This is a genomic window from Mycobacterium sp. NPDC049093 (assembly GCF_040704635.1).
GTDB lineage: Bacteria > Actinomycetota > Actinomycetes > Mycobacteriales > Mycobacteriaceae > Mycobacterium.
Genome location: NZ_JBEZJS010000002.1, coordinates 808,221 through 827,821, shown reverse-complemented (window position 1 = coordinate 827,821; position 19,601 = coordinate 808,221). Strand labels below are relative to the sequence as shown.

General features: G+C 66.0%; 20 protein-coding genes, 1 tRNA gene and 1 pseudogene. 11 read left to right on the top strand and 11 right to left on the bottom strand.

Translation table 11 applies throughout. From position 1 onward, the window contains the following. The first annotated feature begins 46 nt into the window (after positions 1-46). Positions 47-1,444: a MocR-like pyridoxine biosynthesis transcription factor PdxR gene (gene pdxR / locus AB0876_RS09480; RefSeq protein WP_526041805.1), complete on the top strand. Its 1,398-nt coding sequence runs from the start codon at positions 47-49 to the stop codon at positions 1,442-1,444. Between the two features lie 13 nt (positions 1,445-1,457). On the opposite strand, the gene AB0876_RS09475 is transcribed toward pdxR (AB0876_RS09480), so the two are convergent. The 4 genes and pseudogenes from AB0876_RS09475 to bsh form a co-directional block, all read right to left on the bottom strand. After that, positions 1,458-1,607, bottom strand: a complete 150-nt coding sequence (locus AB0876_RS09475; RefSeq protein ID WP_526041804.1) for a hypothetical protein — start codon at positions 1,605-1,607, stop codon at positions 1,458-1,460. 58 nt (positions 1,608-1,665) lie between these two features. After that, a complete protein-coding gene (locus AB0876_RS09470; RefSeq protein ID WP_491840078.1) occupies positions 1,666-2,391 on the bottom strand; it encodes a cutinase family protein in 726 nt (241 codons plus the stop codon). Between the two features lie 145 nt (positions 2,392-2,536). After that, positions 2,537-3,449, bottom strand: a pseudogene (locus AB0876_RS09465) (acyl-ACP desaturase); the annotation flags it as partial. A gap of 128 nt (positions 3,450-3,577) precedes the next feature. Further along, positions 3,578-4,603: a bile salt hydrolase gene (bsh, locus tag AB0876_RS09460; protein ID WP_491840077.1), complete on the bottom strand. Its 1,026-nt coding sequence runs from the start codon at positions 4,601-4,603 to the stop codon at positions 3,578-3,580. Positions 4,604-4,826: 223 nt separating this feature from the next. Here bsh and AB0876_RS09455 point away from each other — a divergent pair, with 223 nt between their 5' ends. The 3 genes from AB0876_RS09455 to AB0876_RS09445 all read left to right on the top strand — a co-directional run bounded on the left by AB0876_RS09455 (position 4,827) and on the right by AB0876_RS09445 (position 7,152). Continuing rightward, on the top strand, positions 4,827-4,991 hold the full coding sequence (locus AB0876_RS09455; RefSeq protein WP_526041803.1) for a hypothetical protein: 165 nt from the start codon (positions 4,827-4,829) through the stop codon (positions 4,989-4,991). Between the two features lie 371 nt (positions 4,992-5,362). Next, a complete protein-coding gene (locus tag AB0876_RS09450) occupies positions 5,363-6,154 on the top strand; it encodes a hypothetical protein (protein WP_526041802.1) in 792 nt (263 codons plus the stop codon). A 476-nt stretch (positions 6,155-6,630) separates the two neighbouring features. Continuing rightward, the gene (locus AB0876_RS09445; RefSeq protein WP_526041801.1) at positions 6,631-7,152 is read left to right on the top strand and encodes a DUF1990 domain-containing protein; all 522 of its coding nucleotides are present in this window, start codon (positions 6,631-6,633) and stop codon (positions 7,150-7,152) included. A gap of 75 nt (positions 7,153-7,227) precedes the next feature. Here AB0876_RS09445 and AB0876_RS09440 read toward each other — a convergent pair. Both AB0876_RS09440 and AB0876_RS09435 read right to left on the bottom strand, forming a co-directional pair. Then, a tRNA-Ser gene (locus AB0876_RS09440) sits at positions 7,228-7,317 on the bottom strand. Between the two features lie 19 nt (positions 7,318-7,336). Next, positions 7,337-7,849, bottom strand: coding sequence for a MarR family winged helix-turn-helix transcriptional regulator (locus AB0876_RS09435; RefSeq protein WP_055118620.1), 513 nt, complete (start codon positions 7,847-7,849; stop codon positions 7,337-7,339). Between the two features lie 67 nt (positions 7,850-7,916). On the opposite strand from AB0876_RS09435, the gene AB0876_RS09430 reads away from it, so the two are divergent. After that, positions 7,917-8,894, top strand: a complete 978-nt coding sequence (locus AB0876_RS09430) for an NAD(P)H-quinone oxidoreductase (RefSeq protein WP_491839691.1) — start codon at positions 7,917-7,919, stop codon at positions 8,892-8,894. A 5-nt stretch (positions 8,895-8,899) separates the two neighbouring features. On the opposite strand, the gene AB0876_RS09425 is transcribed toward AB0876_RS09430, so the two are convergent. Next, a complete protein-coding gene (locus tag AB0876_RS09425; protein WP_491839690.1) occupies positions 8,900-10,096 on the bottom strand; it encodes a cysteine desulfurase-like protein in 1,197 nt (398 codons plus the stop codon). A gap of 124 nt (positions 10,097-10,220) precedes the next feature. On the opposite strand from AB0876_RS09425, the gene AB0876_RS09420 reads away from it, so the two are divergent. Genes AB0876_RS09420 through wzm form a run of 5 tightly spaced genes read left to right on the top strand, consistent with a single transcriptional unit; the run spans position 10,221 to position 15,266 of the window. Beyond that, positions 10,221-12,179, top strand: a complete 1,959-nt coding sequence (locus tag AB0876_RS09420) for a DUF6541 family protein (protein ID WP_526041800.1) — start codon at positions 10,221-10,223, stop codon at positions 12,177-12,179. Positions 12,180-12,202: 23 nt separating this feature from the next. After that, entirely contained in the window at positions 12,203-12,718 is a 516-nt protein-coding gene (locus AB0876_RS09415) for a bacterial proteasome activator family protein (protein ID WP_491839688.1), read from the top strand. 7 nt (positions 12,719-12,725) lie between these two features. Continuing rightward, positions 12,726-13,523, top strand: a complete 798-nt coding sequence (gene wzt / locus AB0876_RS09410; RefSeq protein WP_491839687.1) for a galactan export ABC transporter ATP-binding subunit Wzt/RfbE — start codon at positions 12,726-12,728, stop codon at positions 13,521-13,523. After that, positions 13,513-14,439, top strand: a complete 927-nt coding sequence (gene glfT1, locus AB0876_RS09405) for a galactofuranosyltransferase GlfT1 (protein WP_491839686.1) — start codon at positions 13,513-13,515, stop codon at positions 14,437-14,439. Before wzt ends, glfT1 begins: the two co-directional genes overlap by 11 nt. Beyond that, positions 14,436-15,266 (top strand): galactan export ABC transporter permease subunit Wzm/RfbD, encoded by an 831-nt coding sequence (wzm, locus tag AB0876_RS09400; RefSeq protein ID WP_491839685.1) that lies wholly within the window; start codon positions 14,436-14,438, stop codon positions 15,264-15,266. Before glfT1 ends, wzm begins: the two co-directional genes overlap by 4 nt. Positions 15,267-15,271: 5 nt before the next feature. On the opposite strand, the gene AB0876_RS09395 is transcribed toward wzm, so the two are convergent. From AB0876_RS09395 to AB0876_RS09385, 3 genes are all read right to left on the bottom strand, one after another. Further along, positions 15,272-15,691, bottom strand: coding sequence for a pyridoxamine 5'-phosphate oxidase family protein (locus AB0876_RS09395; RefSeq protein ID WP_526041799.1), 420 nt, complete (start codon positions 15,689-15,691; stop codon positions 15,272-15,274). A gap of 98 nt (positions 15,692-15,789) precedes the next feature. Further along, positions 15,790-16,437 (bottom strand): porin MspA, encoded by a 648-nt coding sequence (mspA, locus tag AB0876_RS09390; protein ID WP_491839683.1) that lies wholly within the window; start codon positions 16,435-16,437, stop codon positions 15,790-15,792. 601 nt (positions 16,438-17,038) lie between these two features. Then, the gene (locus AB0876_RS09385; RefSeq protein ID WP_526041798.1) at positions 17,039-17,512 is read right to left on the bottom strand and encodes a carboxymuconolactone decarboxylase family protein; all 474 of its coding nucleotides are present in this window, start codon (positions 17,510-17,512) and stop codon (positions 17,039-17,041) included. A 49-nt stretch (positions 17,513-17,561) separates the two neighbouring features. Between AB0876_RS09385 and pdxR (AB0876_RS09380) the strand changes: the two genes are divergently transcribed. Beyond that, positions 17,562-18,971 (top strand): MocR-like pyridoxine biosynthesis transcription factor PdxR, encoded by a 1,410-nt coding sequence (gene pdxR, locus AB0876_RS09380; RefSeq protein ID WP_526041797.1) that lies wholly within the window; start codon positions 17,562-17,564, stop codon positions 18,969-18,971. Here pdxR (AB0876_RS09380) and AB0876_RS09375 read toward each other — a convergent pair. Then, complete coding sequence (locus AB0876_RS09375) at positions 18,968-19,594, bottom strand: TRIC cation channel family protein (protein WP_526041796.1); 627 nt, start codon at positions 19,592-19,594, stop codon at positions 18,968-18,970. The two genes, pdxR (AB0876_RS09380) and AB0876_RS09375, sit on opposite strands and share 4 nt — an antisense overlap. Positions 19,595-19,601 lie beyond the last annotated feature (7 nt).

Below are 19,601 nucleotides of genomic sequence, written 5' to 3'. Positions count from 1 at the left end.
GTCATCACGCTAACGCCGCAGTGGTCTCCGAGTAGGCTCCAATTTCATGGCAGATTCGGGTACCAGTTCCGGTCCGGAGCTGCTCGTCGAACTCGACCGGGGCAGCAAGGCGCCGTTGCATCGTCAACTCGCCGACGGACTGCGCGAGGCCATCCGTTCCGGTCGGTTGGCCCCGGCGTCGCGGATGCCGTCCACCCGCGTGCTGTCCGCCGACCTCGGAGTATCGAGACGGCTCGTGGTCGAGGCCTACGAGCAACTGACGGCAGAGGGATTCCTGCACAGCAGCCAGGGCGGCAGCACCCGGGTCGCAGCCGTCGACGCCGCCCCCTCCGGCAGCTTCGGTCCCGACCGCGCCCGCCCGCGCTTCGACATCGACTTCGCGCCAGGCTCACCGGATCTCACCAGCTTTCCACGTCAGGCCTGGCTACGGGCCATGCGCCAGGGCCTGGCCGAGATCGAATCCAGCGCATTCGGCTACGTGGCACCCCACGGACTGCCGGCCGCCCGGAGCGCAGTGGCCGACTACCTGCGCCGTACCCGCGGAGTGGTCGCCGACCCACGCCGCATCGTGTTGTGCTCGGGCGCAACGCAAGCCATCGCACTACTCTCCCGGTGCCTGGACGGGCCGATCGCGGCGGAGAATCCGGGATTCTGGTTGCACCGGATGATCCTGCGCCACAACGGCGTCGAACCGGTCCCGATCCCGGTGGACGACAACGGTATCGACGTCGGCGCACTGGCTGCCTGCAATGCCACCACGGTGCTGACCACCCCGGCCCACCAATCGCCGACCGGGGTGGTGCTCTCCACCGTCCGGCGCACCGCACTACTCGAATGGGCCCAGCCCGGACGGTTGATCATCGAAGACGACTACGACGCCGAGTACCGCTACGACCGGGCGCCGGTGGGCGCTCTGCAGGGAGTCGCGCCGGACCGGGTGGTGTACCTCGGCTCGACCAGTAAGACCTTGGCCCCCGGACTGCGCATCGGCTGGATGGTGTTGCCGGCCCACCTGATCGAGCGGGTCAGAACCGCCAAAAGCCTTGCCGACACCGGCAGCTCGGTGATGGATCAGATCGCGTTCGCCCAATTCCTGACCTCCGGGGGCTACGACCGCCACCTACGGCAGATGCGCCGGCGCTACCCGGCCCGACGCGACGCGCTGCTGGCAGCGTTGTCGCGGCACCTACCCCGGGCCGAGGTTCTCGGCGCGGCCGCAGGCGTCCACCTGACCGTGCGGTTTCCGGAAGGATTCCCGCTCGAGGAGCTGACCCGCCGTGCCGCCGAGTCACGCATCCGACTGGAGCCACTGGGGCCCTGTTACGCCGACCCTGTGACCGCACCGCCCGGGCTGATCCTCGGGTATGCCAACCTCACCGAGGATCAGATCGCCACCGGCGTGGAAATGCTGGGTCAGGCCGCACGCGAACTGGGCGCGGCCTGACCGTAAAGCATTGTCAGTCTGCTTCTTTGGCTGACTTCCGCTCTGCCATCTTGTACTTGACAAGAGCGACCAGAGCCTTGGGATTGCGCGCGAACGCGCCGGCGGCCTGAAGGTACAGCTTGGCCTTCTGCCCAAACGTCAACTGCTGCTCTTGTTCCGTCACTGACTCTCCCCTATCCGAGAACGTGCCCGAACAGTAGCGTGCGTCAGCTTGGGAGCTCCTACCGCCCGGCGGACTGGTCGACACTGCGGTCCGCCGGCTTGACCCCCAGCTTGCCGGCCACGTAGTCGGCAGCCTGATCCGTCAACCCGTTCACGGCGTACAGGTTGTGGGCGTTGTTGTCACTACCGCCGGGCGAGCACACCGGATCCTCCGGGATGCACAGGTCATCGGTCTTGGCGGTGTAGCGGGACCCGACCGTGATGGGCGGCGCACCGGTGTAGATCATCTGCAGGAAGCCGCTCGACGGCTTGCCGAACAACGTCACCGCGGCGACATGGTCGGCCACGTCGGCGGGCAGCGGGCCACTGATGCTCGGCGGCAACACGAACCCCTGCGGCACCGCATCCTCGGTGAGGTAGGCGGCCACCGCAGCACCCTGCGAGAAACCGCCCAGCACGATCTTGGTGTCCGGGCAGGCCGCCACCGTGGCCCTGACCTTGTTGCTCGCGTCGGCGACACCGTCGGCCGCAGTCGCAAAGTCAAGTGAGGCAGGGTAATTCACCGCGTAGACGTCGACGGACTTCCCGCCGGTCCTGGCCTGCAGCGCGTTGACGAACGCGTCCCCGACACCACCCACACCCGGCGGCTCGAACGTGCCCCGCGCGAATACCACCTGCACGTCCGCACATGAATCCGCAGAAGCCTGACCGGCAGCGGCGATGCACCCACCCGCCACGAACACCGACGATGCCACTGCCGCCAACCAACGACCAATCCGATTCATTTTTCGACCCCACTCGTTCCGACCCGCGACAACTTTTCGCACCAACTACTCCTCGATACCCAAGATCACGGCGGGGTGAATCTCTCCGAGGGTGTGATGTACGACACGTTCCGCGGGGCGCGGCGGCGGTCTTCAGGTTGCTAGGAAGCTGCGCCGACGCGCTGGCGCTCGCGTTTCTCCTCGTAGAACCGGGCACGCTCGTCAACCGCATCGAGGAACTGGGCTAGCTCCTCGCGGGCCTTCTCACCTTCTGGCCCGAAATCGGTTCGGTCGAAAATCCGCCAGAAGCGCAACACCGGCTGCACCACGTCGTCGTGATGGACGCGCAGATCGTAGATGCCGGCCTTGGCGATGGTGATCGCATTCTGCGCGAAGTCCGCCATCCCGAGGCCCGGCATCGCGAAGTTCACCACCTCGTCGCGGATGGCGATCATCGAAGCGTCGGGCGCGATGTCCAGCGCTGCCGCCATGAGATTGCGGTAGAAGACCATGTGCAGGTTCTCGTCGGCGGCGATCCGGGCGAGCAACTGATCGGCAATGAGGCAACCGGACGCCCGGCCGGTGTTGCGGTGCGACACCCGCGTCGCGAGCTCCTGGAACGACACGTAGGCCATCGCCGCAAGCGGCGTCTTGTCACCAGAGTCGTAACCCGCCACCGTATGAGCCATGCGAAGACGTTCCAGGGCAACGGGATCCACGCCGCGCGTGACGACGAGGTAGTCGCGCAGCGCGATGCTGTGGCGCCCCTCTTCGGCAGTCCACTGCCCGACCCAGGTGCCCCACGCGCCGTCCCGGGAGAAGCGCGTGGCGATCTCACGGTGGTAGGACGGCAGGTTGTCCTCGGTCAGCAGGTTCACCGTCATAGCCACTTTGGCGACGTGATCCAGCGGCGAATCCTCGGGTTGCCAGTCTTCCCCGTCCAGGAAGGCGAAGTCGCGCCCCCGACTCCACGGGACGTAGTCGTGCGGAAACCATTCCCGCGCCATCGACAGATGGCGGTCGAGGTTGCTCGCGACAACCGGTTCCAGTTCGTGGAGCACTCCGCTCTGGGCGTCCATTCCAGTCCTCCCAAGGTGTTGGCGACACAGCGGCGTCAACGCGCCATTCGTAACCTACGGTAGCGTAGGTTACGGGACCGTAGGTTATTTTTTGGTGAATGAACAGGCGCAGCGGATCGGGCGTCAGCTCACTTCGCCCCGGCCGCGCCCTTCTCCAAACCACGGAGCAACCCGAGGGACAGGAAGGTCATGGCGCCCTTGTCCTCGAACTTGTGGGCCACGTTGCCGGCGATGCCGCCTTGGACGGCGAGCTCACCGATCAGGTCGAGTTTGAGCTGCGGACTGCCCTCGGAGAAGTCGAGATCCGCCAGATCCACCCACACGATGTTCGGGCGGGTAGTGGACTCGTAGACGTACCGCTTGTTGGTGAGGTCGAGGACCACCTGCCAAATGGTCTGGGAGGCATCGGGCTTGCCCGGGTCCGGGATGCGGAACGGCTGCGCGGCGTTGCGTATCACCGAGAACATGCTCGCAATGGCCTCCACCTGACTAGACGGCTCGGGCAACCGGCCGGCGTAGTAGCTGGCCCGGGCGAACCGATCGCTGGCCAGGGTGGAGCCCGGGATCGGCTGATCGCCACCCAGACCGGTGAACGACTTCACCAGCTCCAACTGCTGATCGAAGGTCGGCGAATTCGTCATGACCGTGTAGTCCTTCGAGTGGTACACCCGGGCCTTGCCGTCGACGTACTCGATGATCGCCGAGTCGCCGGACGCATCGTCGAGTGCCAGGTGCAGACCCGGGCGGACACCCCCGGTCGGATCGTCCATCTGCACCACCTGGACATCGGTCTGCGCGATCCATGCGGTCGCCTCGGCGACGGTGGCGAAGTTGTCCAGGAAATATTGCAGCCAGATGGCCTGACCGAGTTGGGTCCGCGAATCGTCCGGCTCACCGTAGGTCGACTCGGCCAACCACAGGATGTGCCCGGCCAGACCGGCCTCGTTCATGCCGTCGACGGACGTGATGTCGAAGGCCGAGGCGATCACACTGCCGTACTTCGAGGTCCAGGTGAGCTTGCCCGATACCGCGTCATCCCGTTTGACGCCCCGGGGTTGCTTCCACAAATTGGTCATCAAGTCCTTGTGGAAGTCCATGTTCCTGCCGACCAGAACCGCATCGCCCGCATCGGGCCACATGACTCGCGTGCACATTTGAGCGAGCCTAGTGTCGGCGCGCATTGCTGTACGGCGAACCCACGGACCAGATCCCCTCGAGCAGTTAACCGCTATGGTCTTGGGGTATGACGTCAACGACGTTGTACAAGTTGCCTTCCGCGTTCTCGGCAATGCTTCACACGGCCCTCGCGGCAACGGTGATCGCTGCCGCGACAGCACTGTCGTGCGCCTCGAGCGCCACGGCCGATCCGATGACGGTGTGCCCGCCGAACCAACCGTCCTACTGGAATGGGCAACCGTGCTTTCCGCAACCGTGCGTGCCGCCGTACGCGCCAGGCATCCCGCCCTGTTTCATGCCGCCGCCACAGATCGGGCCGAACGGCTTGCCGGTATTCGGTTGAGCTTCAACGAGTTGATCGCGTAGTTCTACCGATCTGGTTGTCCACTCCGTGACCCACGATGGCGTCATGAATCACGAACCGAGTCACCGCGGGTCGCTGTCGCGGTGCTCTCCGACACGGACATGGCATCCAAATTCGAGAATGGCGTCGCACCACCGGGGACTGACGTGTTGGGTAACCGCATCGCCGCAGTGGGTGGCGTCGTGGCCGCAGGGTGCGCATGGGTGGCAGTTGTCGCGGGTCGCATGGTCGTCCCAATAGTGTTGGTACTCATGGCCTCTGCACCGCTGGCGCTTCTGTCGCTCGTCACGCTGCAACTCGCGTTCTGATGGTTTGCGGGCCACCGGCTGTGGCGCACCATGATTTTCCGTTGCGAGCGATAGGATTCACCTTCATGTTGCCGGCAAGACTGATCGGGGCTACCGCAGTAGCCGCTGTCACCCTCACCGGTTGCGGGCCGACAACCGCACCGGCGCCACCAGCCGTACCCACAAGTGCGACAACCACTGCGGCACCGGCCAGTACGACGCCATCGAGCTCGACGCACGAGCCGTCCGCCGCCACCTCGGCCCCACCACTGGCCACCGATGCGCACGGCTACACGATCACGTCGATCACCGAGCCAGGCTCGCAACCGGACAAGTCGGTGACCATCCCGCAGCTGTCCGGCGGCGACCCGGCCGTCACCGCGCGCTTCAACGCTGCCATGCAAGCCTCGCGGGCCGGGATGCCCGCACAGTCCGCCGACATGAGCGTGGACGACGGCGAACTCCCCGGCGGGTTCGGCAGTGGCGTGACCAGAATCGGCTCCGGCGTCGTCGCCGGACGCATGGTGCTGCTCTGGTACGGCAAGGGCGCCGCACACCCCAATCACAGTTTGGGCACCGTGGTGATCGCGACCCACACCGCGACGCCGGTCACCGTCGACGATCTGTACCAGGATCGCGCTGCAGCGCAGGCCCGGCTGCGGACGCTGCTGCCGCAGCTGGACACCAGCGGGCGGCTCAATGCGGGCTCGGTGTCGGGCGATGACATCGCCGATAATTGGCTGCCCACGCCGGCCGGGCTCGAGGTCTACGTGTCGGTGGCCCATGTAATGGGTGACTACGTGGTCGTGACGGTGCCATGGGACCAGATCGCAGATCAGCTGCGGCCGGGGATGCTCGATGCGCTGCGGGCGGACTGAGTAGCGACTGACCGATGGCGACCGGACACCGCCGAACACGCGGCCGAACTGGCACAGCGCGCCGTCGACGCCGCATTCAACGTCGACGGCATCGAACTTGATTACAACCCAAGATCTCTGGAACACGTGGATGCCATCCTGGGCGTCGGCCGGGAACCGGGCTCAGGCACAGCCATTCCAAACCCTGGAAGTACTTACGCCGAGGATTACTGCCAGCATGTGGCAGCAATCCTCGGCGTAGAGCATATCTAATCAACATGAATGATGTTGTGGCACACAGGGAGACCCGATGTGTCGCGGACAACGTCCGATTCGCTAGACTCGGCACGCGCACAGCCGGGACCGCCGATCCGTCACCACCTTCTATCGCGTCGGCAATTCACAGACACGACATAGTGCTGACCACGAGGGCAACTGCAACCGAAGCTCCGGTATCGCCTCGGTCGCACAACAAGCCCAGCCGTACCCTTGTTCCCATGCCGACATTTCCGGCGGAATTGACCTATGCCGGTGCAAGCCTGACCCAACCGGCCCGCGATGTCTGGACGGCCAACCCACCGACCTTCCGCCGCTTCGAGCACACGATCGTCGTGGGCCACGGGGATGCCGTGTGGATCTTCGCGACGGCCGAGGTGATGAAGTGGGGCATCAAGCGGCGCAGCGGCTTCGATGTCACACCGGACAGCGTTGCCGCTGAAGGTGCCGACTATTGCATCACGGCAAGGTGGGGGCCTGTCGTCGTACGCGAGCCGGTACGAGTCGTCGCTGTCGTCGACAACGACGACCGTTGCGGTTTCGCGTACGGCACGCGACTCGGACACCCCGTGTGTGGCGAAGAGGCATTCATCGTGCACCGAAACGCCGTCGGCACAGTATTTCTGACACTGCGGTCCCTGACGCGGCCCGCACCCGAAGGACCCTGGCGGCCGCTGTTTCCCGCACTGCTGATCGCGCAGCGCTTCTTCCGCCGCCGCTATCTGCGGGCACTTACGGTCTGAACGATTGACCTCGGCCGAGCTGAAACCGAACGCGCCGAACTCCTCGGCTGACGACCAACCGGCTCATACGCCTGATGGCGGTGGCGGAGGGATTTGAACCCCCGGACGGTGTTAGCCGTCTCTCGCTTTCAAGGCGAGTGCATTAGGCCGCTCTGCCACGCCACCGCCGACAAGAGTACGGGCTTCACACCCGGCCGATGTGCGCGGGCGGCGATCCGTTCTTCAATGCGACGCTGATGCGGCGACAGTTCTCCCCCATCGCCGCGATCTGTGGACGCGAAAGCCTGCCGAGGAAGTGCGAGCGGACACCCTGCCCGTACGTCACCATCGCCTCGCGGACAGCGACCCTGCCTTCTTCGGTGATCGTGGCGACCACGCCGCGCCCGTCGTCCGGGCTGGCACACCTGGTCACCAGGTTCTGAACTTCCAGCCGTCGGATCTGCCGGGTCACCCGGCTGGGCAGAGACATCAGCCGCTCGGCCAAGTCACCCATCCGCGCCGACCCGGTCGACGACTTGTCCAAGATATCGAGCAGGCGCACATCATTCAGCGTCAGATGATGCGCATCTACCAACGACCGGTTCAAGGTCGCATACATTCGCAGCGCCGAGTCGAGGTAGTTCTGCCATGACCTCTGCTCGGCGATGTCCAGGCCCGGCATGTCACCCGCCGTGCGCCCCGCAATCATCCCCGCCATGGGCGCAATCGTAAGGGACGTCAGTATTGCTGCGCTCGGGAAATAGAAGGCTTGTAGCGTAGAAAAAATGCATGCAATTGTCGCTTCCGTCGATGGCCATCTGACCTGGGAAAACATCGCTGATATCACACCAGCAAACGACGAGGTTCTCATTCGGGTTCAGGCCGCGGGCGTCAATCGGGCCGACTTGCTGCAAGCGGCGGGCAAGTATCCGCCCCCGCCAGGCGCCAGCGAGGTCATCGGATTGGAGGTGTCGGGCACCGTCGCCGAGCTCGGCGCGAATGTTACCGACTGGTCAGTTGGGCAACCCGTGTGCGCATTGCTCGCCGGCGGCGGCTATGCCGAATACGTCGCCGTACCCGCCGCCCAGGTGCTGCCATTGCCTGATGGCGTTGCCCTGAGCGAGGCCGCAGGTCTGCCCGAAGTGGCCTGCACGGTGTGGTCGAACGTCATGATGACCGCGGGCCTGGAGGCCGGTCAGCTCGTCCTGTTCCACGGCGGCGGCAGCGGCATCGGCACCCACGGCACCCAGGTGGCCCACGCGCTCGGCGCGCGGGTCGCCGTAACTGCCGGGTCGGCGGAGAAACTCGCCCTGTGCCGCGAGCTCGGCGCCGACGTCACGATCAACTACCGGGACGAGGACTTCGTCGAGCGGCTGCGGGCCGAGACCGGCGGCTCCGGCGCCGACGTGATCCTCGACATCATGGGCGCCGCCTACCTCGACCGCAATGTCGACGCCCTGGCCACCGGGGGACGGCTGGTGATCATCGGCATGCAGGGCGGCATCAAGGCCGAGCTGAACATCGCCAAGCTGCTCGGTAAGCGCGCCGGCGTCATCGCCACCTCGCTGCGTCCCCGGCCCGTCGACGGACCCGGCGGCAAGGGCGAGATCGTGCGGGCGGTCCTCGACAACGTGTGGCCGATGATCGCCGACGGGCGGGTGCGGCCGATCATCGGTGCCGAACTGCCCATCCAGCAGGCTCAGCAGGCCCACGAACTGCTCGCCTCCGGCGAGGTGTCGGGAAAGATCGTCCTGACGGTGTAGCGCGATCAGCCCAGCGAGGCCAGGGCCCGCACGAGCTGATCGACCTCGGCGCCCGTCGAGTAGTGCGACAACCCCACGGTCACCGCGCCACCGATGTCGTTCACCCCGATCACGTCCAGCACGCGGGAGCTGGCATTCGAGATCGCCAGGATGCCGTTGTCGGCCAGCCGTTGCACCACCCGCTCGGCCGGCACGTCCCGCACCACGAAGCTGAGCACCGGAATCTGCGACTCCGGCCTGCCGATCACCATCACCAACGGCAACGAGCGCAGCGAGGCCACCAGGTACTCGAACAGGCGGTCCAGATACGCCCCGGCCGACTGCATCGACACGGCCAGCCGTTCGCGCCGCGAGCCGCTGGCCGTGTCATCGAGATTCGACAGGTACTCGATGCTGGCCACCACGCCGCCCAGGAAGCCGTACTGGTGCATGCCCACCTCGAGGCGGGCCGGGCCGGTCGCCTGGGGGTTCAACGACACCGAGGCCAGCGAGTCGATCACCGACGGGTCGCGGAACACCAGGGCGCCGATCGGAGGGCCACCCCACGGCACAGCGTTGAGAGCAACGACATCGGCGTCGATCTCGTTGATGTCGATCAGCCGGTACGGGGCCGCGGCCGAGTGGTCGACGACCACCATTCCGCCGACCTCATGCGTGAGCTTGGTCACCTCACCCAGATCGGTGACGGTCCCCAACGTCGACGATGCCGAAGCGATGGCCACCAGACGAGTCGGCTTGTCGATCAGCCCTTCCCACTGCCAGGACGGCAGCTCACCCGTCTCGATGTCGACCTCGGCCCACTTGACCTTGGCGCCATAGCGATTCGCCGCCCGCAACCAGGGCGCGATGTTCGCCTCGTCATCCAGGCGGGTGACCACGACCTCGTAGCCGAGCCCGACCCGACTGGAGGAGGCCTCGGCCAGCGAGGTCAGCAGTTGGGCCCGGTCGGCGCCCAGCACCACGCCCCGCGGATCGGCGTTGACCAGGTCGGCGACAGCCTGACGGGCAGCGGTGAGGACGGCCGCGCTGCGGCGTGCCGATGGGTGCGGTCCCACTGCCGTGGGCATCGAGCCTCGGAACGCAGTGGACACCGTCGTTGCGACGGAATCGGGCACCAGCATGCCGTTCTGGGCATCGAAGTGGACCCACCCATCGCCCAATGACGGATGCAAGCCACGCACCCGGGCGACGTCGTATGCCATGCCAGCCACCTTAGAGCGTCCGCGAATATCACAAACCGACACGATTTGGTGAGCGCCCGACCGCACGTTTGCACTTCCGAGACCATGCTCGGACCGGGTCGCCCTGGGCAGCCATACTAGTCCAGTGGGCTTCGGGTTCGGAGTGCTAATCGCACTGTTGTTGCTGGTAATACCCGGGGCGTTGATAGCCAGGGCGGGTGGACTCACCGTGTCGACGGCGGTCGCAGTGGGTCCAGCCTTGACCTACGGCACCGTCGCGTTGACGATCGTTCCACTCGGGGCCATCGGCGTCCCGTGGAACGCATGGTCAGCTTTGTTTGCTGTAGGCATCGTTGCCGCCATTGCGGCCGGGTTGCGGAGGCTGCTGGCCCGCTATCGGGACCGCGACGCCGAGGCGTCGGGCATCGCGCTGCGGCCGGCATCGGTGGTTGCGGTGGGGGTGGTGCTCGGCGCCGTCCTGATCGCCGCCGCCGCATTCGCCGGACTCGTGCACTGGCAATCCGTCCCCAGCACCTGGGACTCGGTGTGGCACGCCAACACCATCAGGTGGATCCTCGACACCGGCCAGGCCTCTCCGACCCACATGGGCGAACTGCGCAACGTCGAGACCCACGAGGCGCTCTACTACCCGTCGGCCTTCCATGCCCTTGCGGCTGTCTACTGCCAGGTCACCGGTGCCGCCGCGACCACCGCGTACACGGTGAGTTCGGTCGTCGCGGCGGTATGGCTGTTCCCGGTGAGCGCCGCGGTGCTGACGTGGAAGATGGTTCGCCCGCACACCTGCCAGATGCGCACCGCTGTGGTTGCGGGCACTGCCGCCGCACTCGCCGCGTCGTTCACCGCGGTGCCCTACGTCGAGTTCGATGTGGCGGCCATGCCCAATCTGGTGGCCTACGGCCTCGCGGTGCCGGTGTTCGCCCTGATCGCCTCGACCCCGGCCCATCGCGACCGCATCGGCCTGGCCGTGCTCGCCACGGTCGGCGTCTTCTCGGTGCACCTGACGGGTGGCGTGGTGACGGCGCTGCTGGTGGCCGTCTGGTGGCTGGGGCATGCGCTGTGGCAGCCGGTGCGCGGCCGGCTGTCCGACTTCCTGACGCTGGCCGCCGTCGCGGTGCCGACCCTGCTGATCCTGCTCCCCCAGTTTCTGGGGGTCCTTCAGCAGGCGGACATCATCGTCGGCCACGCCTTCGTCAACCACCTCGGCAAGAAGTACTCGCTGTTCGCGGCCGTCGTCCAGCACACCCGCCACCTCAACGACTTCCCGATCCAGAACGCCCTCATCGCTCTGGCCGCCATCGGCGGACTGGTCATGCTGGTCAAGAAGATCTGGTGGCCGCTCGCGGTGTGGCTGATCCTCATCGCGTCGATCGTGCATTCCGGCGCACCGTTCGGCGGGCCGGTGGGCGCCATCACCGGCAAGTTCAGCGACCTGTTCTACAGCGATCCGCGCCGACTGTCGGCGGTGGTCACCCTTCTGTACGCGCCGATGGCGGCGATCGGTCTGGGCGCACTGGTCCTGTTGGGCGCCGCTGCGCTGCGCCGGGCCGGCGCCCGCCCGACCTGGATCCACGCGACGGCGGCCGTCGCACTGGTCGCCACCACAGTGGGCCTGGCCTGGCACTACTTTCCCCGGCACAAGTACCTGTTCGGGCAGAAGTACGACTCGGTGATGATCGGCGCGAAGGACCTCGAGGCCTTCGCCTACCTGGCCGAACTGCCGGATGCCCGCACCACGTTGATCGGCGACGCCAACACCGACGGCACCGCCTGGATGTACGCGGTTTCGGGGCTACACCCGCTGTGGACCCACTACGACTACCCGATGCAGCAAGGTCCGGGGTATCACCGGTTCATTTTCTGGGCATACGCAGATGATGCCGACACCGATCCCCGCGTTGCCGAGGCGGTCGAGGCACTCAACATCCGCTACGTGCTCACCAGCACACCGGTGGTCCGGGGGTTCGTCATGCCCGACGGACTAGTGTCGCTAGACAGCTCACGGTCGTGGGAGAAGATCTACGACAACGGTGAGGACCGCATCTACCGCTGGCACGGAGAGAACGCGGCGAAGAAGACGAACTGACACGACCGATCCAAGGGAAGGCCATGACCATCAACCCCGACGATGACAACATCGAGATCCTCGCCAGCACGGCCGATGAGACCGATGCCGACGCCGACGGCAAGGCGCTGACCGACCTCGTCGAACAACCGGCCAAGGTCATGCGCATCGGCACCATGATCAAGCAACTGCTCGAGGAGGTGCGCGCCGCTCCGCTCGACGACGCCAGCCGGGAGCGGCTGCGCGACATCCACCGGACCAGCATCCGCGAGCTCGAGGACGGTCTGGCCCCTGAACTGCGGGACGAACTCGAGCGGCTGACGCTGCCCTTCACCGAGGAGAGCGTGCCGTCGGACGCCGAACTCCGCATCGCGCAGGCCCAGCTGGTGGGCTGGCTGGAAGGCCTGTTCCACGGCATCCAGACGGCGTTGTTCGCCCAGCAGATGGCGGCCCGCGCGCAGCTCGAGCAGATGCGCCAGGGCGCACTTCCGCCAGGACTACAGGTCCCGGGCGGGCAGCGCGGCGGCCCGTCGCACTCCGGCACCGGTCAGTACCTGTAGGTCTGAGTTGTCTGAACCGTTTATCTCGACGCGCGAAGCGTGGGTGGAGTTCCCCATCTTCGATGCCAAGACCCGCTCGCTGAAGAAGGCGTTCCTCGGCAAGGCCGGCGGCGCCATCGGACGCAACGAGTCCAACGTCGTCGTCATCGAAGCACTGCGCGACATCACGATGTCGCTGAAAATGGGCGACCGGGTCGGGCTGGTCGGCCACAACGGCGCCGGCAAATCCACACTGCTGCGGCTACTTTCGGGTATCTACGAGCCGACGCGAGGCTCGGCCACGGTGAGTGGGCGGGTGGCTCCGGTGTTCGACCTCGGTGTCGGGATGGACCCTGAGATCTCGGGCTTCGAGAACATCATCATCCGTGGACTGTTCCTCGGGCAGACCCGCAAGCAGATGCTGGCCAAGGTCGACGAGATCGCCGAGTTCACCGAACTGGGCGAGTACCTGTCGATGCCGTTGCGGACGTACTCGACCGGTATGCGGGTGCGCCTCGCGATGGGCGTGGTCACCAGCATCGACCCCGAGATCCTGCTGCTCGACGAAGGCATCGGGGCCGTCGACGCGGAGTTCCTGAAGAAGGCGCAGTCACGGCTGCAGAGCCTGGTCGAACGTTCCGGAATCCTGGTGTTCGCAAGCCATTCCAACGAGTTCCTGGCCCGCCTGTGCAAGACCGCGATGTGGATCGACCACGGCACCATCCGGATGACCGGCGGTATCGAAGAGGTCGTCGGCGCCTACGAGGGACCGGATGCGGCCCGGCATGTGCGCGAGGTGTTGGAGGAAACGGCGCGTGGAGCCTGAAACCGTCATCGCGGTCATCGTCACGCACCGGCGTCGTGAACTGCTCACCAAATCCCTGGCGGCCGTGGTCAACCAGGACCGCAAACCCGATCACCTGATCGTCGTCGACAATGACAACGACGAGGAGGTACGCGAGCTGGTCCTGAGCCAGCCGGTACCGGCAACGTATCTCGGATCCCGCCGAAACCTCGGTGGCGCAGGCGGTTTCGCGCTGGGCATGCTGCATGCCCTGGCCCAGGGAGCCGACTGGGTCTGGCTGGCCGACGACGACGGCCGTCCCGCCGACAACACGGTGCTTGCCACTCTGCTGGCCTGTGCCGAGCAGTACAGCCTGGCCGAGGTCTCGCCCATGGTGTGCAACCTCGACGATCCGGAGCGCCTGGCGTTCCCGCTGCGCCGCGGGCTGGTGTGGCGTCGACTGGTCAGCGAGTTACGCACCGAGGGTGAGGGTGATCTGCTGCCCGGTATCGCCTCACTGTTCAACGGTGCCCTGTTCCGGGCCGCCGCAGTCGAGTCCGTCGGCGTCCCGGATCTGCGCCTGTTCGTCCGCGGCGACGAGGTCGAGCTACACCGGCGACTCGTCCGCTCCGGCCTGCCGTTCGGAACCTGTTTGACCGCAAGCTATCTGCACCCGTGCGGGACCGATGAGTTCAAGCCGATCCTGGGCGGCCGGATGCATACGCAATACCCGGACGACGAGACGAAGCGATTCTTCACCTACCGCAACCGGGGCTACCTGCTGTCCCAGCCAGGTCTGCGCAAACTGCTGCCGCAGGAGTGGGTGCGGTTCGGCTGGTACTTTCTGGTATCCCGCCGCGACCCGGCGGGTCTGCGCGAATGGATCCGCCTGCGGCGGTTGGGCAGTAGCGAAAGGTTTTTCCGGGCCGAGCGAAGCGACGGGGGTAGTAACAGATGACGTTCACCGACGCGGCGTCCGACTCCAAGACCATGGCCCGGGCCGTGCGCGATCTGCGCGAAGGTTTCAGTAAGCGCGAGCTGTGGCTGCACCTGGGCTGGCAGGACATCAAGCAGCGCTACCGGCGCAGTGTGCTCGGCCCGTTCTGGATCACGATCGCCACCGGCACCACCGCGGTGGCGATGGGCCTGCTGTACTCGAAGCTGTTCAAGCTGCCCCTCGAAGAGCACCTGCCCTACGTCACCCTCGGGTTGATCATCTGGAATCTGATCAATGCCTCGATCCTCGAGGGCTCCGAGGTGTTCATCGCCAATGAGGGTCTGATCAAACAACTTCCGACCCCGTTGTCGGTTCACGTCTACCGGTTGGTGTGGCGGCAGCTGATCCTGTTCGGCCACAACATCGTCATCTTCGTGATCATCGCGATCGTCTATCCGAAACCATGGAAGTGGACTGACCTGGCGGTCATCCCGGCACTCGGGCTGATCGTGCTGAACTGCGTATGGGTGTCGATCTGCTTCGGCATCCTCGCCACCCGCTACCGCGACATCGGTCCGCTGCTGGCCTCGGTGGTACAGCTGCTGTTCTTCATGACTCCGATCATCTGGAACGAGTCGACGCTGCAACAGCAGGGCGCCGGATCGTGGGCGAAGATCGTCGAGATCAATCCGCTGCTCCACTACCTGGACATCGTGCGAGCCCCACTGTTGGGCGCCGATCAGGAAGCACGGCACTGGATTGTGGTGCTGGTCCTGACGGCGATCGGCTGGGGCTTCGCGGCCATCGCCATGCGCCAGTACCGGGCACGCGTGCCCTACTGGGTGTAAGACCGCTACCCATCCTCCGGTTCGGAGCCGAACACGAAGCTCCGTCCGGAGATCTCCTTCGGGCGGATGCGGACGTAGCGACGTTTCGTGGTGGCAATCCATGAGAGCAGCTGCCCGCTGTCGGCCTCGGCGATCTCATCCGGCGTCTCAAGAAGCTGCGGTTCGCCCCGCACGATCACACTCCAGCCCCCGACGACGTTGTGCTCGTCGGCCTCGAACAGCACCCGGTCATTCCACAGGGCGCTGATCAGCTTGGTGCCCTCGGCGGTGCGGAACAACACGGTGCGACGCTGGACGACGAAGTTGACCGGGAAGATTTCGAGTCGGGTGCCGACCGTCGTGACCAGGCGCCCCAGCGTCACGCTGGACAACAACTGCCAGCACTCGTCTTCCCCGAGCACCGAAACCGGGCCCTGCTGCGTCATGGGGCCACCGTAGCGCCGAAAAGACAATCGGCGCGCCCAGCTCCTCGAAGAAGAAGCGGGACGCGCCGATCGGGAACGACTGCTGGACGTTGATGTCCTTAATTCATGTTCCAGGGCTCGCCGTAGGTGGTGACGCTGTCACCGGTCGAGGCGATCAACCGGGCGAACGGACGCAGCAGCACGCCGCCGGCCGCACCGGTCACGGTGCCGTGCGCGTTGGACACCGCCACACCACCGGCGGGACCCTTGACGTCCACCGAGAAGGTGGCGACTTCCTGGATGCCGGGGCCGTTGCCCAGGTCCGCGCTGATCGACACGCCTGGGAACAGGTTCGGCGTGATCACCGAGTTCAGGCCGAAGGGCGGGCCCGTGATGTCACCATCGTCGATCAGGATGTTGGGGGTCGTGTACGAGAAGTTGATCCCGACGCCCAGCGACCAGGGGAAGCCGATCTGGTAGCCCAGCTCCAAGGTGCCCTCGAAGTCATCGGCAGCCGGGCCGGCGACGGTGTACTTGGCGCGGCCGGAATGGAACCACTCGCGGGTCAGCCGGTTGCGGTCCAGCGGGAACACACCATTGAGGAAGGTGTCCCACTGCTGAACCGTCAGGGTCCGATCCTGACCATCGACCAGGCTCAGTTCATTGTCCAGGCCCGCATGAGAAGTGGCCGTGCCTATGAAGAGGCCCGCAAAGACCCCTGCCATTGCGGTCACCAATGCGACCAGCACCCGACTGAATGCCAACATGTTCTCCCTAGCTGTGTCGGTGATCCGATTCGTTCTTCACCAACCAGGGTCCCCACCCCAGAGATACATGGGCGATCCGCTACCCGATTAGGCAGGTCACATCCGGTTCTCATGCCGTGCTCATGATTGGCAGGAGCAACGTAACCGGGCATTACCCGGGCGGCAACGCCAACGGTTTCCGGCCACCGAGCAGACAAACCTTGGCACAAAGTTTGCTGGATCAGCAGCCGAACGCGACACACCGTCGCTGTCCGTTACCTGAGAGCACGGGGCGTCGCGTTCGCCTACGCGGGCCGCGAGAACACCGCCACAAGCCCTCGCCATGGCGCCGGAACTGCTATTTCGCCATTTCCGTGGACAGCCGGGGAGTCAATCACGCTGAGCAGAAGGATTGCCGTCACCATCGTCAATATCGCAACCCACCCCGCCGACGGCTCCACGTTTGCGCTTGCTGTGTAAACGTCCCGTTACGCGCCGCGGAACGTCTGGATTAACTACACCGGCCGAAGATCCTTCGGCGACCCCGCAGCCGTTATTCCTTTTTGTGGCCGACATCACACTTGCAGCGATGGGGAACGTGGCTTCCGGGGCCGCTCAGCGGTCATCGCCGCCTGGGCGGAACCGCCTTCACCACCGCATTGATGCGGTTCCACGCATTGATCGTCACCGCCATGGAGATGACCTGACCCAGCTCGCGTTCGGTGAAGGCCGCCGCCGCACGGGCGTAGACGGTGTCGGACACGGGTCCGCGGGTCAGATCAGTGACAGCCTCGGTCAACGCCAATGCCGCCTGCTCCTGCTCGGTGAACAGATCGCCTGCCTCTTCCCAGGCGGCGATCAGAGACAACCGCTGCTCGGTCTCCCCGTTTTGGCGGGCGTCGTGGGTGTGCATGTCGAGGCAGAAGGCGCAGCGGTTCATCTGAGATGCGCGGATCTTGACCAGCTCGCCGATGGTCGGGTCGAGGTCTTTGGCGGCGGCGTTCGACAGCGTCATCATCGCGTCGTAGAGCCCGGGCGAGACCTTGTAGATCTTGAGGCGGTCCACGGTGGCGGCGGGCTCGAGTGTCTGTGTCATGCCACCAACGCTAGCCGGGAAAGTACCGCCCAGATGGTTCAATACTGTGGTGACTTCATGGGCCAATTTTGGCCGGGATCTACACCTCGAGCTGCGTACGAAGATCGAACCGGGCAGCCGTACCGCCCGCGAACAGCTGCTCACCGCACTCCGGGACGGAGTCCGGACCGGCAGCCTGAGTGCCGGCACCCGACTGCCACCGTCACGCACGCTGGCCTCCGATCTGGGTCTGGCCCGCAACACCGTTGCCGAGGCCTACGCCGAGTTGGTCGCCGAGGGCTGGCTGGGCTCCCGTCAGGGAGCGGGCACCTGGGTAGCGCGGACCACGGTCCCGCCGTCGGCGCCGCGCCCTCGCCGCATTCCCACGGCCCCTCGGCACAATCTGATGCCCGGCTCCCCTGATGTCTCTCAGTTCCCACGGTCGGCCTGGTTGGCATCGGCTCGCCGGGCCATCACCGATGCGCCCGTATCCGCGCTGCGAATGGGCGATCCGCGCGGACCGCTGGTGCTGCGCGAGGCACTCACCGAATACCTGGGCCGGGTGCGGGGCGTGCGGACGACACCGGAGTCGGTCGTGATCTGCTCCGGGGTCCGCGACGGCGTCGACCTGATCGGGCGGGTGCTGGGCACCGGCCGCCCCATCGCGGTAGAAGCCCACGGGCTGTTCATCTTTCGCGACGTGCTCGCGGCGCTGGGCGTGCCGACGATGCCGATCGGGGTCGACGACCACGGTGCGGTGATCGGCGATCTGGAGAGACTCGATGTGTCCGCCGTACTACTTACTCCTGCGCACCAGAGTCCGTTCGGCATGGCGCTGCACCCGGCCCGCCGCACCGCAGTCATCGACTGGGCACAACGCGCCAACGGATACGTGTTGGACGACGACTACGACGGCGAGTTCCGCTACGACCGTCAGCCCGTCGGCGCCCTGCAGTCCTTGGACCCCGAACGGGTCGTCTACCTGGGCTCGGCCAGTAAGAGCATGGCGCAGGTGATGCGCGTGGGTTGGATGGTGCTGCCCGAGGCGTTGATCGATCCGGTCATCGCGGCGGCCGGCGGGGCGCAGTACCACGTCGACGCCCTCACGGCACTGACGCTGGCCGACTTCATCCGCAGCGGCGGCTACGACCGGCACATCCGGCGGATGCGCAACCGCTATCGGCAACGACGCGACATCCTTGTGGCCGCACTGGCCGGGTTCGACCTGGGCATCGGCGGTCTGGCTGCAGGAGTCAACATGCTGCTCACGCTGCCCGACGGAGCCGAACCCGAGGTGCTGCGCCGGGCCGGTGAGGCCGGCATCGCGTTGAACGGGCTGTCGCTGATGCGCCACCCCCTGGCCGGACCGGACACACCGGACCCGGACGGGGTGATCATCGGTTTCGGGGCCCCCGCCGAGCATGCCTTCGGTCCTGCGGTCGACGCGTTGCGCGGCGTACTTTCAGCTACGTTGCGTTAGGAGCCCTCACCGACGATCAGGTCTGCCGGCCCGGTGGGCAGCCGCCACCCGAATATCAATCCGGCCAGCCGAAGCGTCGTCGCCAGTACCGAGCCCACCACCAGGCCGACCCACTGCGGTCCGAAATAGTCGATGACGGCGTAGGCCGTCGCACCGATCAAGGCGGGCACGGCATAGAGATCGGCAGGCCGCATCAACATCGGGATCTCGCGGACCAGCACATCGCGGATGATGCCGCCGCCGATGGCGGTGGTCATTCCGATCAGCACGGCCGCGAACCAGCTGGCTCCGTGGTCGACGGCGAACGCCGCGCCCGAGGTCGCGAAAAAACCCATGCCGATCGCATCCAGCGGCAACACGATGTGGTTGAACCGGATGAGGTACTTCGCGGTGAGGGTGGCCACCACCGTCGCCGCCAGCGCCACCGTGATGTTCGGCCAGTGCTGAATGGAGACGGGCGGATGGACGCCGAGGAAGACGTCACGGATCACCCCGCCACTCACGCCGGTCAGCACGCCCAGGGCCGCGATCCCGAACAGATCGAAGCCCTTGCGGATCGCCACCATGACCCCCGACGACGCGAACACCGCGATCCCGAGGTCGTTGAGCACCGTCTGCAACACGACTGAA

What these genes read in the sequence shown, in the direction of transcription:
- AB0876_RS09470 (WP_491840078.1), bottom strand. Translation starts at nt 2,391, where the DNA reads ATGAATCGGATTGGTCGTTGGTTGGCGGCAGTGGCATCGTCGGTGTTC.
- mspA (WP_491839683.1), bottom strand. Translation starts at nt 16,437, where the DNA reads ATGTTGGCATTCAGTCGGGTGCTGGTCGCATTGGTGACCGCAATGGCA.
- AB0876_RS09435 (WP_055118620.1), bottom strand. Translation starts at nt 7,849, where the DNA reads ATGGCGGGGATGATTGCGGGGCGCACGGCGGGTGACATGCCGGGCCTG.
- AB0876_RS09415 (WP_491839688.1), top strand. Translation starts at nt 12,203, where the DNA reads ATGACCATCAACCCCGACGATGACAACATCGAGATCCTCGCCAGCACG.
- bsh (WP_491840077.1), bottom strand. Translation starts at nt 4,603, where the DNA reads ATGTGCACGCGAGTCATGTGGCCCGATGCGGGCGATGCGGTTCTGGTC.
- AB0876_RS09395 (WP_526041799.1), bottom strand. Translation starts at nt 15,691, where the DNA reads ATGACGCAGCAGGGCCCGGTTTCGGTGCTCGGGGAAGACGAGTGCTGG.
- AB0876_RS09430 (WP_491839691.1), top strand. Translation starts at nt 7,917, where the DNA reads ATGCATGCAATTGTCGCTTCCGTCGATGGCCATCTGACCTGGGAAAAC.
- wzm (WP_491839685.1), top strand. Translation starts at nt 14,436, where the DNA reads ATGACGTTCACCGACGCGGCGTCCGACTCCAAGACCATGGCCCGGGCC.
- AB0876_RS09445 (WP_526041801.1), top strand. Translation starts at nt 6,631, where the DNA reads ATGCCGACATTTCCGGCGGAATTGACCTATGCCGGTGCAAGCCTGACC.
- pdxR (WP_526041805.1), top strand. Translation starts at nt 47, where the DNA reads ATGGCAGATTCGGGTACCAGTTCCGGTCCGGAGCTGCTCGTCGAACTC.
- AB0876_RS09385 (WP_526041798.1), bottom strand. Translation starts at nt 17,512, where the DNA reads ATGACACAGACACTCGAGCCCGCCGCCACCGTGGACCGCCTCAAGATC.
- AB0876_RS09450 (WP_526041802.1), top strand. Translation starts at nt 5,363, where the DNA reads ATGTTGCCGGCAAGACTGATCGGGGCTACCGCAGTAGCCGCTGTCACC.
- AB0876_RS09425 (WP_491839690.1), bottom strand. Translation starts at nt 10,096, where the DNA reads ATGGCATACGACGTCGCCCGGGTGCGTGGCTTGCATCCGTCATTGGGC.